Annotated in this window: 12 protein-coding genes; 6 read left to right on the top strand and 6 right to left on the bottom strand. The window is 61.7% G+C overall.

Annotation, left to right across the window (positions count from 1 at the left end; translation table 11 throughout):
• Positions 1-32: 32 nt before the first annotated feature.
• Both FJ950_RS25650 and FJ950_RS25645 read right to left on the bottom strand, forming a co-directional pair.
• The gene (locus FJ950_RS25650; protein ID WP_015317954.1) at positions 33-776 is read right to left on the bottom strand and encodes an alanyl-tRNA editing protein; all 744 of its coding nucleotides are present in this window, start codon (positions 774-776) and stop codon (positions 33-35) included.
• Positions 776-1,810: a cysteine synthase A gene (locus FJ950_RS25645; protein ID WP_140619563.1), complete on the bottom strand. Its 1,035-nt coding sequence runs from the start codon at positions 1,808-1,810 to the stop codon at positions 776-778. Before FJ950_RS25645 ends, FJ950_RS25650 begins: the two co-directional genes overlap by 1 nt.
• A 224-nt stretch (positions 1,811-2,034) precedes the next feature.
• Between FJ950_RS25645 and FJ950_RS25640 the strand changes: the two genes are divergently transcribed.
• Positions 2,035-2,856 carry an SDR family oxidoreductase gene (locus tag FJ950_RS25640; RefSeq protein ID WP_140619562.1) on the top strand — a complete coding sequence of 274 codons (822 nt, stop codon included), beginning with the start codon at positions 2,035-2,037 and terminating at the stop codon, positions 2,854-2,856.
• A gap of 91 nt (positions 2,857-2,947) precedes the next feature.
• Positions 2,948-3,922: an alpha/beta fold hydrolase gene (locus FJ950_RS25635; protein ID WP_140619560.1), complete on the top strand. Its 975-nt coding sequence runs from the start codon at positions 2,948-2,950 to the stop codon at positions 3,920-3,922.
• A 103-nt stretch (positions 3,923-4,025) separates the two neighbouring features.
• Here the strand turns inward: FJ950_RS25635 and FJ950_RS25630 are convergent, their stop codons facing one another.
• Positions 4,026-5,447, bottom strand: a complete 1,422-nt coding sequence (locus FJ950_RS25630) for a DEAD/DEAH box helicase (RefSeq protein ID WP_015317958.1) — start codon at positions 5,445-5,447, stop codon at positions 4,026-4,028.
• Between the two features lie 409 nt (positions 5,448-5,856).
• Between FJ950_RS25630 and FJ950_RS25625 the strand changes: the two genes are divergently transcribed.
• Positions 5,857-7,389: an acyl-CoA carboxylase subunit beta gene (locus FJ950_RS25625; protein ID WP_140619559.1), complete on the top strand. Its 1,533-nt coding sequence runs from the start codon at positions 5,857-5,859 to the stop codon at positions 7,387-7,389.
• Between the two features lie 33 nt (positions 7,390-7,422).
• Here FJ950_RS25625 and FJ950_RS25620 read toward each other — a convergent pair whose 3' ends face one another.
• Entirely contained in the window at positions 7,423-8,949 is a 1,527-nt protein-coding gene (locus tag FJ950_RS25620) for an NAD(P)H-hydrate dehydratase (protein WP_140619557.1), read from the bottom strand.
• A gap of 357 nt (positions 8,950-9,306) precedes the next feature.
• On the opposite strand from FJ950_RS25620, the gene FJ950_RS25615 reads away from it, so the two are divergent.
• Both FJ950_RS25615 and glnA read left to right on the top strand, forming a co-directional pair.
• A complete protein-coding gene (locus tag FJ950_RS25615) occupies positions 9,307-9,645 on the top strand; it encodes a P-II family nitrogen regulator (RefSeq protein WP_006205430.1) in 339 nt (112 codons plus the stop codon).
• Positions 9,646-9,712: 67 nt separating this feature from the next.
• A complete protein-coding gene (glnA, locus tag FJ950_RS25610) occupies positions 9,713-11,122 on the top strand; it encodes a type I glutamate--ammonia ligase (protein WP_140619555.1) in 1,410 nt (469 codons plus the stop codon).
• Between the two features lie 665 nt (positions 11,123-11,787).
• Here glnA and FJ950_RS25605 read toward each other — a convergent pair.
• Entirely contained in the window at positions 11,788-12,828 is a 1,041-nt protein-coding gene (locus FJ950_RS25605; RefSeq protein ID WP_140619553.1) for a glutamine synthetase beta-grasp domain-containing protein, read from the bottom strand.
• 313 nt (positions 12,829-13,141) lie between these two features.
• On the opposite strand from FJ950_RS25605, the gene FJ950_RS25600 reads away from it, so the two are divergent.
• Positions 13,142-13,336 (top strand): DUF2735 domain-containing protein, encoded by a 195-nt coding sequence (locus FJ950_RS25600; RefSeq protein ID WP_140619551.1) that lies wholly within the window; start codon positions 13,142-13,144, stop codon positions 13,334-13,336.
• A 75-nt stretch (positions 13,337-13,411) separates the two neighbouring features.
• Here the strand turns inward: FJ950_RS25600 and FJ950_RS25595 are convergent, their stop codons facing one another.
• On the bottom strand, positions 13,412-15,301 hold the full coding sequence (locus tag FJ950_RS25595; protein ID WP_140619549.1) for an MFS transporter: 1,890 nt from the start codon (positions 15,299-15,301) through the stop codon (positions 13,412-13,414).
• Positions 15,302-15,335: the final 34 nt, after the last annotated feature.

The raw sequence follows: 15,335 nt of genomic DNA, 5'->3' as shown, positions 1-15,335 counted from the left end.
TCTCCTGCCGCCTTTTGATGGTGTCTGTCTGTTCAGTTCGCCGGCATCGGGCCGAAGCGGATGCGGAAGCGCCTGTTCTCCCGGCCCTTCTTTTCGATCTTGCCGATGTGGATTTCGCCGATTTCGCCGGTGCTCCTCACATGGGTGCCGCCGCAGGGCTGGCTGTCCACCGAGGCATTGTCACCGATGCAGACCAGACGGATCTTGCCGGTGCCAACAGGCGGTCGGACGTTCTTGGACTTCACCAAGCCAGGATTCGCGGCCAATTCCTCGTCGCTGATCAGCCTGGTGAAGATGGGATGATCGGCCCGCACCAGATCCATCATGCCGGCGGTCACCTCTTCCTTGATGAAGCTGGCGTCTGGAATGTCAAAATCGACACGGCTGTCGTCCTCGGAAACCGCCGCCCCGGTGATCGGGAACGGGCAGACAACGGTGAGCAGGTGGCAAGCCGCGTGCATGCGCATCAGCAGATGCCGGCGCTCCCAGTCGATGGCGAGCTTCACCGTCTCGCCCACCTCCGGCAAGGCCTGCTCCGGTGACGGCACATGGATGATCTCGTCCTTGGTCTCGCCAGTGATCGTGGCGGCAATTGCGACGCGGCTGCCGTCGGCACGCTCCAACGTGCCGCTATCGCCCGGCTGGCCGCCGGAAGTGGCATAGAAGATCGTCCGGTCGAGGATGATGCCGCCGCGCTCATTGATGGCGACGACCGTGGCATCCGCCGTGCGGAGATAGGCGTCGTCGCGAAACAGCGCTTCGGTCCGGTGCGCCATCACGTGACCTTCTCGAAGGGCACTGAAATCTTGCTCTGCAATTCCATCCAGCCTGGTACCGGCAGTTGCTTTTCGCGCAGGAATTCGGGGTTGAATAGCTTCGACTGGTAGCGCGTCCCGTAGTCGCAAAGGATCGTCACGATGGTGTGGCCCGGACCCAATTCCGCAGCCAGCCGCACCGCGCCGGCGATGTTGATGCCGGTCGAGCCGCCGACGCACAGGCCTTCCTCCTGGATCAGGTCAAAGACGATCGGCAGCGCGTCCTCATCCCTGATCTGGTAGGAGAAGTCAGGCGTGAAGCCTTCGAGGTTGGCGGTGATGCGCCCCTGCCCGATGCCTTCGGTAATCGAACTGCCTTCTGACTTCAGCTCGCCGCTGGTGTAGAAACTGTAGAGCGCGGCGCCGAGAGGGTCGGCGAGCGCGATCTTGACGTTCTTGCTCTTGGCCTTCAATCCGAGCCCGACACCGGCCAGCGTTCCGCCCGACCCCACCGCCGAGACAAAACCGTCGACCTTGCCGCCGGTCTGGGCCCAGATTTCCTCGGCCGTGGTGCGGATATGGCCATCGCGGTTGGCGACATTGTCGAACTGGTTGGCCCAGATCGCGCCGTTCGGTTCGCTCCTGGCCATCTGCTCCGCCAGCCGTCCCGACAGTTTCACGTAGTTGTTGGGATTCCTGTAAGGCACGGCCGGCACTTCGATCAGCTCGGCGCCGAGCAGCCTGATCGTGTCCTTCTTTTCCTGACTCTGCGTATCCGGAATGACGATGACAGTGCGATAGCCCAGCGCCTTGGCGACGAGCGTCAGCCCGATGCCGGTGTTGCCGGCGGTTCCCTCGACGATGACACCGCCCGGCTGCAACAGGCCGCGTTGTTCGGCATCACGGATGATGAACAGGCCGGCGCGATCCTTAACCGACTGCCCCGGATTCATGAACTCGGCCTTGCCCAGGATCTCGCAGCCGGTTTCTTCGGAAGCCTTATTGAGGCGGATCAGGGGCGTGTTGCCGATCGCGTCGATCACTGAACGGGGCATTCGGGATTCCTTGTATGCGTGCGCCGAAACCCTAGAAACCCAACGCTTCGGTTTCAAGGCAAGAATTCGTCTGGTCCAGTCGCATTTCCGGCGCTGCGGTGTATGGATGTCGCCGGGGACCGGTGGACACCGGACAGTTCATTTGCACCCGGCGTCGAGAAGCACTCTTTTCATTCGATTTCTCCACCGCTAGAGCAAGACATAACAACTCGGCAGGGCGCAGCATGACACTCTATCGGGCCGATCCGAAACACGGCGTAGCCTGGGTCACCGGCGGCAGCAGCGGCATTGGCCGCTCGCTGGCCAGGGATCTGGCGTCACAAGGCTATGCGGTGGCTGTGACAGCGCTGGACGACGATCCGATCGACACGCTCATCGTCGAGACCGCGCAGATGCCGGGCAAGGTCGTGTCCTTTCCCTGCGACGTCACCGACGAGCCGCGCATGGCAAGAACGGTGGCGGCGATCGAGAACGACCTCGGGCCGATCGTGCTCGCCATCTTCAATGCCGGAAATTACATCTCGACACCCGGAGAGTCCCTCGTCGTCAAGGATTTCCGCCGCTCCTTCGAAGTCAACTATTTCGGCATCATCAATGGGCTGGTGCCTGTCGTCGAGCATATGCGGGTGCGCGCGCGTGGGCATGTCGTTCTGGTCGGCTCGGTGACCGCCTATTTCGGCTGGCCGACCACGGCGGCCTATGGCGGTACCAAGGCGGCTATCAACATTCTGGCCGAGTCGCTGAAATATGATTTCGACAAGATGAACATCCGCGTCCAGGTGATTAACCCCGGTTTTGTCGACACGCCATTGACCGAAAAGAACATGCTGCCGATGCCTGGCCTGATGCCGGTCGGCCGCGCGACGCGCCGCATGGTGCGGGGAATCAAATCCGGCGGCTTCGAAGTGACGTTCCCGTACAGAACGAGCTGGCCGTTGAAAATTCTCGGCATGCTGCCAAGGCCGCTATGCCGATGGGTGATCAGCCTGACGACCAGCTGGAAAGCGCGCCCGCTGCATTATGAGCGCAAACCGCCCAACAAATAATGCCCACAGGATTGGTGGCTTGGCCGCCTGAACGGCCGTTGCCTGTTCATGGCCACCACCATAGTTTGAATGTTGTTGCGTGGAGTCTGCGATGGGGCGACGGATCGTGCTTGCTGTGCTGGGCCTGATCGCCGTCCTTGCACTGACCTTCCTACTGGGTCCACGCGTACTCGTCGACACCACGATCCATTTCGATCCTTCCGCCATCGGCGACGACCCACAGGCCTATGTGGCAAAAGTGGAGGCTGCCGTACCCGGTATCCGCGACGGGCTGGAGAAGGAGATCGTCTGGGCCAACCCAATGGTGCACGCAAAGACACCGCTGTCGATCGTCTACATCCACGGCTTTTCCGCATCGAAGGGCGAGATCCGACCCTTGCCCGACGACGTGGCCGACCAGCTCGACGCCAACCTGTTCTACACCCGCCTCACCGGCCACGGGCAGGACGGCGCGGCGATGACGCAAGGCAGCGTCAACGCCTGGATCAACGATTATGAGGAGGCGCTCGCCATCGGCCGGGCAATCGGCGACAAGGTGATCGTCATCTCGACATCGACCGGCGGCGCGCTGGCGGCCTGGGCGGCGACGCAGCCCGGGGCGTCCGAGGGTGTGGCGGCCATTGCATTCATCTCGCCCAATTTCGGCGTGAAAGCATCCGGCGCCGAGATCCTGACCATGCCCTGGGGCAAGCAGATCGCGGAACTCGTCGCCGGCAAGGAACGCAGCTTCGCGCCGCGCAACGCGCTGCATGAGAAATTCTGGACCACCAGATATCCGATCGCCGCGACGATGCCGATGCAGGCGCTGACCGACCTTGCCTATGGCGCGCCGGTGGAGAAGGCGACCATTCCCGCCCTGTTCATCTTCTCGGATATAGACAGGGTCGTGCGACCCGACCGCACGCGTGAGATCGCCGCGCGCTGGGGTGCCGCGCATGAGCTGGTGCCCATCGAAAGCACTGGCGATCCAGACAACCATGTCATTGCCGGCGACGCGCTATCGCCATCCACCACCGCATTCCTGGCGCAACGGATTGCCGTCTGGATCGAAGCGGTGGCGAAGTGAGGTTGGAAGACAAAACGGCGGCTGAAGCAATGTTCAGCCGCCGTTTCATTCGTAGTCGGCACCAGGCAACCGTTAGGAACTGGCCGGTTGCCGCGAGGTTTCGTTAGGCAGCCCGTGCGGCCGGACGCTTGCCGCCGAAGCGGCGCTTGTTGTTGCCCTTGAAGGGTTTTGCACCTTCCGGCTTGCGCTCACCGGCAAAGGCCGGCTTGTCGCCGAAACGCTTCTTGCCGAAGCCGTTGTTCGGCTTCTTCTCGCCGCCCGGCCGCCTGCCGTCGCGACGGCCATTGCGGTCGCGATCGTTGGCAGGTTCGAAGCGCTCGTTTTTTTCCGCAGGATTGCGTGCGGGATCGGGGCTGCCGAGATGGTCGGCAACGATTGGCAGCTTGGTGCGGATGATGCGCTCGACCTGACGCAGCTTGCTGTTCTCCGAAGGATCGCAGAGCGTGATCGCGATGCCATCCATACCGTTGCGGCCGGTGCGGCCGATACGGTGGACATAGCTTTCGGCTTCGTCCGGCAGGTCGAAATTCACGACATGGCTGATGCCGGGCACGTCGATGCCGCGCGCGGCGATGTCGGTCGCGACCAGAATGCGCACCGATCCATCACGGAAATCATTCAGTGCCTTCTGACGGGCATTCTGCGACTTGTTGCCATGAATGACGGCGGCCTTGAAGCCGTCGCGTTCCAGGTCCTTGGTCACCCGGTCCGCGCCATGCTTGGTGCGCGAGAAGATGATGACGGACTTCATCGCTTCGTCGGCGAGCATCGTCGACAGCACCTGGCGCTTCTGCTTGGTGCGGGCGAAGACGACGCCCTGCACGATCTCGGCCGCCGCGGTGCTTTGCGGCGAGACCTCGATGCGGACCGGGTTCTTCAGGAGGCCCTTGGCGAGTTCGGCGATCTCGTCCGGCATGGTGGCCGAGAACAGCGCCGTCTGACGATCGGGCGCGGTCGCCTTGGCGATGCGCTTGACGTCGTTGATGAAGCCCATGTCGAGCATGCGGTCGCCCTCGTCCAGCACCAGCCATTTGGTGTCGGAGAGGATGAGGTCGCCCTCGCGCACCAGGTCGGTCAACCGGCCGGGCGTGGCGATGAGGATATCGACGCCGGGAGCAACCTTCTTCACCTGGCTGAAGCGCGAGACACCGCCCAGCACGAGTGCCGTCGAGACATGCGCGCCCTTGGCGAGGATCTTGATGGTGTCCTCGATTTGCACCGCGAGTTCGCGGGTCGGCGCCAGGATGAGCGCGCGGGTCGTCTTGGCGCGCCGCTTGGTGCCGAGTGCGATGATCTTCGACAGGATCGGCAGCGCGAAGGCAGCGGTCTTGCCGGAGCCGGTCTGGGCGATGCCGAAAATGTCACGGCCTTCCAGCTGCGGCGGGATCGCCTGCATCTGGATCGGCTTCGGTTCGGCGAAGCCGGCATTGTGGGTGGCCTTGAGCAGCGCACCGGTAATTCCCAGCGCCGCGAAACCGGAGAGTTCCGCGGTGTCGTTGCCGGGCAATGTGTTTTCGTTGGTCAAAATAATCTTCTTTCACGCGGCCTCTGGCCGCAAACGTCAATGGCGGCAGGGCGCAACCTGCCGTCGAAAATTTTATATGAAACGACAAGGCGGGCGGACGCGTGCGTCCACTCGGCTGCGCTGTCGTGCCCGCAGGCATCATGCCACGGGGCTTTTTCGCCACTTTGTGATGTATCGGAAGAGGGCCGATATACCGGAAAGAGGGAAAACAGACGCAACCAGTCTCATTTGTCGAGAAGGCCGGAATCTCCCGGCCCAAGCGCCTATGGGCTGCATATGGCTGAGTTCGGCCTGGAATGCAAGGGGCGCAATGTTGCGGTGCAGCAAAAACCAGCCAAAAAGCCGACGCTTGCACTCCCCGACCGGCATCATTACCACAAACGCAGCTTCCGATTTTGGGGATCGAACGATGAAGGACGTGCTGAAGGAACTCGAGCGGCGGCGCGACATCGCCCGCATGGGTGGTGGCCAGGCCCGTATCGATGCGCAGCACAAGAAGGGCAAGCTCACCGCGCGCGAACGCATCGAAGTGTTTCTCGACGAAGGCTCGTTCGAGGAATTCGACATGTATGTCGAGCACCGCTCGACCGATTTCGGCATGGAGAAGACAAAGATCGCCGGCGATGGCGTCGTCACCGGCTGGGGCACGGTCAATGGCCGTCCCGTTTACCTCTTCGCCAAGGATTTCACCGTGTTCGGCGGTTCGCTGTCGGAAGCCCATGCCGAGAAGGTCATCAAGGTGCAGGAGATGGCGCTGCGCAACCGTGCGCCAATCATCGGCCTCTACGATGCCGGCGGGGCGCGTATCCAGGAGGGCGTGGCAGCCCTCGGCGGCTATGCCGAGATCTTTCAGCGCAACGTGCTTGCGTCCGGCGTCATTCCGCAGATTTCGGTCATCATGGGCCCATGCGCCGGCGGTGACGTCTATTCGCCCGCCATGACCGACTTCATCTTCATGGTGCGCGACACCTCCTACATGTTCGTCACCGGACCGGACGTGGTGAAGACCGTAACCAATGAGACGGTGACCGCCGAGAGCCTCGGCGGCGCGTCGGTGCACACGACGAAGTCCTCGATCGCCGACGGCGCCTATGACAATGACGTCGAGGCGCTCCTGCAGATGCGGCGGCTGATCGACCTGTTGCCAGCTTCCAACACGTCGGAGATCCCCGAGATCGAATGCTTCCAGTCGGTCACCGACCATGACATGTCGCTCGACCGGCTGATCCCCGACAACGCCAACAAGCCTTACGACATCAAGGAATTGATCCTGAAGGTCGCCGACGAAGGTGACTTCTTCGAGATCCAGCAGAGTTTTGCCAAGAACATCGTCACCGGTTTCGGCCGGGTCGAAGGCCGTACCGTTGGCTTTGTCGCCAACCAGCCGATGGTGCTGGCCGGCGTGCTCGATTCCGACGCCAGCCGCAAGGCGGCGCGCTTCGTGCGCTTCTGCGACTGTTTTTCTATTCCCATCGTTACCTTTGTCGATGTTCCAGGCTTTTTGCCGGGCACGGCGCAGGAATATGGCGGGCTGATCAAGCACGGCGCCAAGCTGCTTTTCGCCTATGCCGAGGCGACCGTGCCGAAGATCACCGTGATCACCCGCAAGGCCTATGGCGGCGCCTATGATGTGATGGCGTCAAAACATCTGCGCGGCGACATGAACTATGCCTGGCCGACGGCGCAGATCGCCGTCATGGGGGCGAGAGGCGCGGTCGAGATCATCTACCGCAAGGACATCGGCGATGCCGAAAAGATCGCGGCTCATACAAAGGCTTACGAGGACCGCTTCCTGTCGCCTTTCGTGGCCGCCGAGCGCGGCTATGTCGACGAGGTGATCATGCCGCATTCGACCCGCCGCCGCATGGCCCGGGCGCTTCGCATGCTGCGCAACAAGGATATGCAGAACCCCTGGAAGAAGCACGACAACATCCCACTGTGAACGGTGTCGAGGTCATCGCTCAAGTGCGGTTGATCAGCGCCCTCCTCTGGCAGCCACCAGTTCGCGCAGCACCGGCACCATCGCCAGCGGCAAATCCTCGGCGATCAACCCCGGCCCGAACCGACTGCCGGCCTCGGCATGGATCCAGACCGCCGCGCAGGCCGCTTCGAAAGCCGGCATGCCTTGGGCAAGCAGGCCGGCCGTGATGCCGGACAACACATCGCCCGATCCTGCGGTGGCAAGCCAGGCCACGCCGTTGGAATTGATCGCCGCTCTGCCATCGGGAGCGGCGATCACCGTGTCGGCGCCCTTGTAGACGATGACGGCATTGGCGCGCGCGGCCGCCACGCGTGCCTTGTCCAGCTTGGACGAGACATTGTCATCGGCGATGTCCGCGAACAGCCTGGCGAACTCGCCTTCGTGCGGTGTCATCACCAGCGCGGGCGCGTCCGGCCTGCGGGCGGCTTCGAACAAGACATCCGGCGCCTCACGAAACGAGGTGATCGCGTCGGCGTCGAAGACCAGGCCGTCAATTCCGGTGGACGCGGCCGGCTTGCCCGACGCGAGTAGCGCAAGTGCGAACGCCCGGGTTTTTTCGCCGATGCCAAAGCCGGGCCCGAGAACGAAGGCCGATGGCCGGCGCTCCCCGACGAATGCTTCTATGTCGGCAGCTTCGTCGGCCTTGCGCAGCATGATCGAGGTCAGGTGCGCGGCATTGACCTGCATGGCGTTGCCCGGCGACAGAACCGTCACCGCCCCTGCCCCGCTTCGGGCAGCGGCAAGGGCTGAGAGCCGCGCCGCGCCAGTGGCGCTCGGCCCGCCGGAAAAGACGCCGACATGACCGCGCTTGTATTTGTGGGCATCGATTGCCGGCACCGGTAAATCGCGCAACCAAAGCGCTGGACCGTTCTCGAACGTGCGGGGCTGCAGCCTTGCGATGATCTCCGCCACTATGCCGATATCGGCAAGCACGATCTCGCCGCATCTTTCCCGGCCCGGCAGCAGCAGATGGCCGGGTTTCTTGCGCGCGAAGGTCACTGTGAGGTCTGCTGAAAACGACGTTCCGAGCACTTTGCCGCTGTCACCGGAAATGCCGGAAGGCAGGTCGACGGCGACAACCCGCAAATGCAGCTTGGCGGCCAGATCGACCGCCCTGGCGGCGTCGCCGGACAGCGGCTTGGACAGCCCTGCCCCATAAAGCGCATCGACCACGATCGAGCGGGGACCGGGATCAAAGTCCGATAGCGGTCGGGGCTTGATGGGGCATTCCGCGGCGGCGACTGCCGCGTCGCTACCCGGCCTCGGCGGGCCAGACGTCCAGACCGTGGTGGCGACACCGCTGCCGGCCAGAATGCGAGCGACGACATAACCGTCGCCGCCATTGTTGCCCGGGCCGCATAACACATGGACATGCGCTGCCGAGGGATAGCGGCTGAGCACTTCGGTCGCGACGGCCTGCCCGGCACGGCGCATCAATCCAACGCCGTCGGTTGGACCTGCTGCAATTGTCAGCCGATCCGCCTCGCCCATCTCGGCGGAGGTAAGAAGTTCGTGGCTCATGGATTGCCGATCCGCATTCGATCAAGCATTGTCCAGTTTTCGGCTCGACGCAAACGGGGAGGAGTTGGCGCTGTCATGAGCACGTCGATCGGCGCGAAGATTGCAGGCACCGATCTGCCCGCAGGATGAGCAATTTGCCCGAATATTGGGCAGACATGCACAGTCCTGCCGGGTAGGCTGCAGCCATCTATGCCGGTTCCGATGCAGCGAATGACGCGAATTTGCATATGGGGGTGACATGACTTTGAAATCGTATGACACCGCTTCTGTTCCCTTCGACTGGCACAGTTCGTGCTTGATTGAGGCGCAAGCGGGGGCTCACAACCCGTTTTTTTGGCAGTGGAGGCCACTTTTTACATGAAAAAGATCGAAGCGATCATCAAGCCATTCAAGCTGGACGAAGTGAAGGAAGCGCTTCAGGAGGCCGGACTGCAAGGCATTACGGTGACCGAGGCCAAAGGCTTCGGCCGCCAGAAGGGTCATACCGAACTCTACCGCGGCGCCGAATATGTCGTCGACTTCCTGCCCAAGGTGAAAATCGAGGTCGTGCTCGGCGACGATGCCGTGGAAGGCGCGATCGAGGCTATCCGCAAGGCGGCCCAGACCGGCCGGATCGGCGACGGCAAGATCTTCGTCTCCAACATCGAGGAAGTGGTGCGCATCCGCACCGGCGAAACCGGAATGGACGCGGTTTGATCCGAACCGGTCATCCTCTAAGAAACGTCATCCATCAAAAAACGTCAGCACACAGGGATTACATGACATGACGACAGCCAAAGACATCATGAAGCAGATCAAGGACAACGACGTGAAATTCGTCGACCTGCGCTTCACCGACCCGAAGGGCAAGCTGCAGCACGTCACCATGGATGTCGTCGAGGTCGAGGAAGACATGTTCGCCGACGGTGTCATGTTCGACGGCTCCTCGATCGCCGGCTGGAAGGCCATCAACGAGTCCGACATGGTGCTGATGCCCGATCCGGACACCGTCCACATGGACCCGTTCTTCGCGCAGTCGACCATGGCCATCCTGTGCGACATTCTCGATCCGGTCTCGGGCGAATCCTACAACCGCGACCCGCGCGGTACCGCCAAGAAGGCCGAGGCCTACATGAAGTCGGAAGGCATCGGCGACACCATCTATGTCGGCCCGGAAGCCGAGTTCTTCGTGTTCGACGACGTGAAATACAAGGCCGATCCCTATAACACCGGCTTCAAGCTCGATTCGACGGAACTGCCGTCGAACGATGACACCGATTACGAGACCGGCAACCTCGGCCACCGCCCGCGCATCAAGGGTGGCTATTTCCCGGTGCCGCCGATCGATTCGGCGCAGGACATGCGCTCCGAGATGCTGACGGTGCTCGCTGAAATGGGGGTGCGCGTCGAAAAGCACCACCACGAGGTGGCAGCCGCCCAGCACGAGCTCGGCATCAAGTTCGACACGCTTGTCCGCAACGCCGACAAGATGCTGATCTACAAGTACGTCGTGCACCAGGTCGCCAATGCCTATGGCAAGACGGCCACCTTCATGCCGAAGCCGATCTTCGGCGATAACGGCTCGGGCATGCACGTTCACCAGTCGATCTGGAAAGGCGGCAAGCCGACTTTCGCCGGCAATGAATATGCCGGTCTTTCGGAGAGCTGCCTGTTCTACATCGGCGGCATCATCAAGCATGCCAAGGCGATCAACGCCTTCACCAACCCGCTGACCAACTCCTACAAGCGCCTGGTGCCGGGCTACGAGGCGCCGGTGCTGCTCGCCTATTCGGCGCGCAACCGTTCGGCTTCCTGCCGCATCCCGTTCGGCAGCTCACCAAAGGCCAAGCGCGTCGAAGTCCGCTTCCCCGATCCGGGCGCGAACCCCTACCTCGCTTTCGCCGCCATGCTGATGGCAGGTCTCGACGGCATCAAGAACAAGATCCATCCGGGACAGCCGATGGACAAGGATCTCTATGACCTGCCGCCGAAGGAACTGAAGAAGATCCCGACCGTCTGCGGTTCGCTGCGCGAAGCGCTCCAGAGCCTCGACAAGGACCGCGGCTTCCTGAAGGCCGGCGGCGTCTTCGACGACGACCAGATCGACAGCTATATCGAGCTCAAGATGGCCGAAGTGATGCGCTTCGAAATGACCCCGCATCCGGTCGAGTACGACATGTACTATTCGGTCTAGGATTCCGCTCGAATAATGTTTTAAGGCCCTTGAAGGTTTTCCCCCTTCAAGGGCTTTTTGCTGATCCAAAGGCTCATCGATGGATTGCGTGCGGCCAGCCACACAACGATGGTCAACTTGCTTTTTTGGGGGACGCAATCAATCGCCAGGAGCGAGCGGCACACTGCCTCAGGCTGCAATGCCCGCTCGTCCGGCGCCCCCGCCAATGCCGTCGTTCACGAAACCCCCGCCCCGTTCGAACAGCATCGCTTGGCGTAACCCCAAGGCCACGAATACGCATGCCGCGGCGTAGCCTGTCAACGCCGCCACACGGAGGCATAAATCGCCGATTTCAATGTATGAACAGTGGCTTATATAAAGGACCGCCGCGTACGAACCGAGCTGAAACAGGCTGTTTTCCGGGCTTTTTCAATGAAAACTTGGAACCGCACGAGACGAGTAGCGGCAAGGAGCGTCAGCCAAAGCCGCTCGTTTCGGTGAAACCGCTCGTTGTTTTTCAACCTGACTTTTTTTGGGGGAATTCGCCGCTCCGGGGCAGTCGGTGACGACGCTGACCGCGCGTGGCGTCATGTCGGGTCGGTAAAAAGAAAGGCCCGGGCGCTTCCGCCCGGGCCTTTATTGCAAGAACATCCATCTGCCGCGCATTGAAGCGCCCGCAAAACGGATCAGGCGGCGGCCGAAATCTCTGCGCTCGCCGGCACCGAAGCGATCGTCTTCAGGATCTGCGAGGCGATCTGGTAGGGGTCGCCCTGCGAGTTCGGACGGCGGTCTTCCAGATAGCCCTTGTAATCGTTCTTGACGAACGAATGCGGGACGCGGATCGAGGCGCCGCGATCGGCGATGCCGTAGCTGAACCTGTTCCACGGCGCGGTCTCGTGTTTGCCGGTCAGACGTTTGTCGTTGTCCGGGCCGTAGACGGCGATGTGGTCCATCAGGTTCTTGTCGAAAGCCGCCATCAGCGCTTCGAAATAGGCCTTGCCGCCGACTTCACGCATATAGGTGGTCGAGAAATTGGCATGCATGCCCGAGCCGTTCCAGTCGGTGTCGCCGAGGGGCTTGCAGTGGTATTCGATGTCGATGCCGTACTTTTCGGTCAAGCGCTGCATCAGATAGCGGGCCATCCACATCTGGTCGGCGGCCTTTTTGGAACCCTTGCCGAATATCTGGAATTCCCACTGCCCCTTCGCCACTTCGGCGTTGATGCCTTCATGGTTGATGCCGGCCGCGAGGCAGAGATCAAGATGTTCCTCGACGATCTGGCGCGCAACGGAGCCGACATTCGAGTAGCCGACGCCGGTATAGTACGGCCCCTGTGGTGCGGGATAGCCGCTCTCGGGGAAGCCGAGCGGACGGCCGTCCTGGTAGAAGAAATATTCCTGCTCGAAGCCGAACCAGGCGCCTTCGTCGTCGAGGATGGTGGCGCGCTTGTTGGATGCATGCGGCGTAACACCGTCGGGCATCATGACTTCGCACATGACGAGCACGCCGTTGGTGCGGGCCGGATCGGGATAGACCGCGACCGGCTTCAGCACGCAATCGGAGCTGTGGCCCTCGGCCTGCTGCGTCGAGGATCCGTCGAAACCCCACAGCGGCAGCTGCTCGAGCGTCGGGAACTCAGCGAATTCCTTGATCTGCGTCTTGCCGCGAAGATTCGGGACCGGGGTGTATCCATCGAGCCAGATATACTCGAGCTTGTATTTGGTCATTCTAGAGCCTCTCGTTGCTTGGACACCGCAAGCAGGCGGATGTCGATGCATGGCCGAAACAGGCCGGCCTGCCGATGGATAAAAAGCAATTCGTGTGCCATTCGGCTCTCGCAGGGTGCGGCAAAATGATCGTGCCCAGGCGATTATTTTAATGAGCCGCATCAGCAATGCTTGCGGATGATCCAGGCGGCAATATTGCTTAAATCATAGGCAAGTCATGATCTTTTCATAGGCATATTGCCTAAATGGATCGCAGGACCTATTTTGATGCAAGCTGAATCAACGAGCGTCTGAAAAAGCAGGGAGACCGGCAATGCAAGTCACGCAATCGCGTCCGTCGGCGAAAATCCTGATGTTCCCGCTGGCAGCGCGCAGGACTGCCTTAAATTTAGGCGCCAAGGCCAAATTCGCGGCAGAGCTTGCCGCGCTTCGCGGCGAGCACGCCGATTTCGATGGCTGGTATCACGAGGCCGCCGTCGAGGAAGAAGACCCGCGGCGGAAGGGCTGAACCCTTCCACGTCGATCTTGAATAAAAAAGCCCGGCGCGATCGCTCGCGCCGGGCTTTTCGTTCTGGCCTACCGACTATTCCTTGGCGTGCAGGTCGGTGCCGAGCGTGTCCTTGACGAAGATCATGCCGATGATCAGCGTCATCGCCGCGATGACCACCGGATACCAAAGGCCGTAGTAGATGTCGCCCTTGTAGGCGCTGAGCGCGAACACCGTCGCCGGCAGCAGGCCGCCGAACCAGCCATTGCCGATGTGGTAGGGCAATGACATGCCCGTGTACCGAATGCGAGTCGGGAACATCTCGACAAGGATCGCCGCGATCGGCCCATAGACCATGGTCACGAACAGGACCAGGATGAACAGGATGCCGATCGTCATCGGCCAGTTAACCGCCGCCGGATCGGCGAACATGGCAAAGGCACCGCCGCCCGGTATGTTGTAGACGGTGACCTCGGGGGCGCCCGCTGCCTCATCGGCGGTCAAGAGCTTGTCCTTAACCGCCTGGTCGGTCGGCACCGCTGCCTTTTCACCGCCGCGGATGGCGGCCGCGTCGAGCTTAAGTTCAGGATTGGCTGCGATGAAGGCATCGAGTTTCTGGTCCGCGACCTTGATCGGCGCTCGCTTCAGCGGATAGCCGCCGTCCTGCAAGGACATGTTGACTGCCTTGACGAAGGCGGCGTCCTTAGCCTTGGCCTGATCGCCGGCGGCGACCGCATCGTAGGACGCCACTGTCTCTGTACCGATCTTGACTGACGCAGGCGTCCCGGCCGCAGCCGTCGACACCACTTCATAGGGAACCGAGTTCTTGGTCAGGAACGAAGTCGCGATGTCGCAGGACGTCGTGAACTTCGCCGTGCCGACCGGATTGAACTGGAACTTGCAGTCGCCGGGAGCTGCCGTCACCGTTGCCCGAGTGCTCTGCTGAGCCTTGGCGAGCGCCGGATTAGCGGCCCAGGTCAACGCCTTGAACAGCGGGAATGTACAGACGATGGCCAGCGCAAGGCCAGCCATGATGATCGGCTTGCGGCCGATCCTGTCGGAGAGCCAGCCGAAGACGACGAAGAAGATCGAGCCGATAGCCAGCGCGATGGCGATCATGATGTTGACCGACTGCGCGTCGACCTTCAGCACGTTCTGCAGGAAGAACAGCGCGTAGAACTGGCCATTGTACCAAACCACGGCCTGACCGGCGGTGAGGCCGAGCAGCGCCAGGAGCGCGATCTTGGCGTTCTTCCACTGACCAAAGGCTTCCGAGAGCGGCGCCTTTGAGCCCTTGCCTTCGTCCTTCATCTTCTGGAAGGTCGGAGACTCCGAGAGTGACAACCGGATCCAGATCGAAACGGCGAGCAGCAGGAAAGAGACGATGAACGGAATGCGCCAGCCCCAGGCGGCGTAGGTCTCCTTGCTCAGCGATCCCTGTACGATCAGGATGACGATCAGCGACAGGAACAGGCCGAGCGTCGCTGTTGTCTGGATCCATGAGGTGTAGAAGCCACGGCGGTCATCGGGTGCATGTTCGGCGACATAGGTCGCAGCGCCGCCATATTCGCCGCCCAGCGCCAAACCCTGCAGCATACGCAGGACGATAAGGATCACCGGAGCCGCGATGCCCAAGGTTGCATAGCCGGGCAGCAGACCGACCAGGAAGGTCGACAGGCCCATGATCGTCATTGTGACCAGGAACGTGTATTTGCGGCCGACGAGGTCGCCGATGCGACCGAACAGCAGCGCGCCGAACGGGCGAACCAGGAAGCCTGCGGCAAAGGCCAGCAGCGCGAAGATGTTGCGCGTTGCCTCGGGAATGGTCGGACTGAAAAAGGTCGAGCCGATGAAAGCCGCCAGTGAGCCGTAGAGATAGAAATCGTACCATTCGAAAACAGTGCCGAGCGAGGAAGCGAAGATGACTTTCTTCTCCTCCCGCGTCATGCCGCGGCTCGTTCCGCCGGCGGTCGATGCCATTGCCATAGAGCTATCCTCCCGTGAGACTTCGATGCTGTGC

The organism is Mesorhizobium sp. B2-3-14 (assembly GCF_006442175.1).
GTDB lineage: Bacteria > Pseudomonadota > Alphaproteobacteria > Rhizobiales > Rhizobiaceae > Mesorhizobium > Mesorhizobium australicum.
Note: the sequence above shows the minus strand (reverse complement) of the source record. Positions and strands in the feature narration are given on the sequence as shown.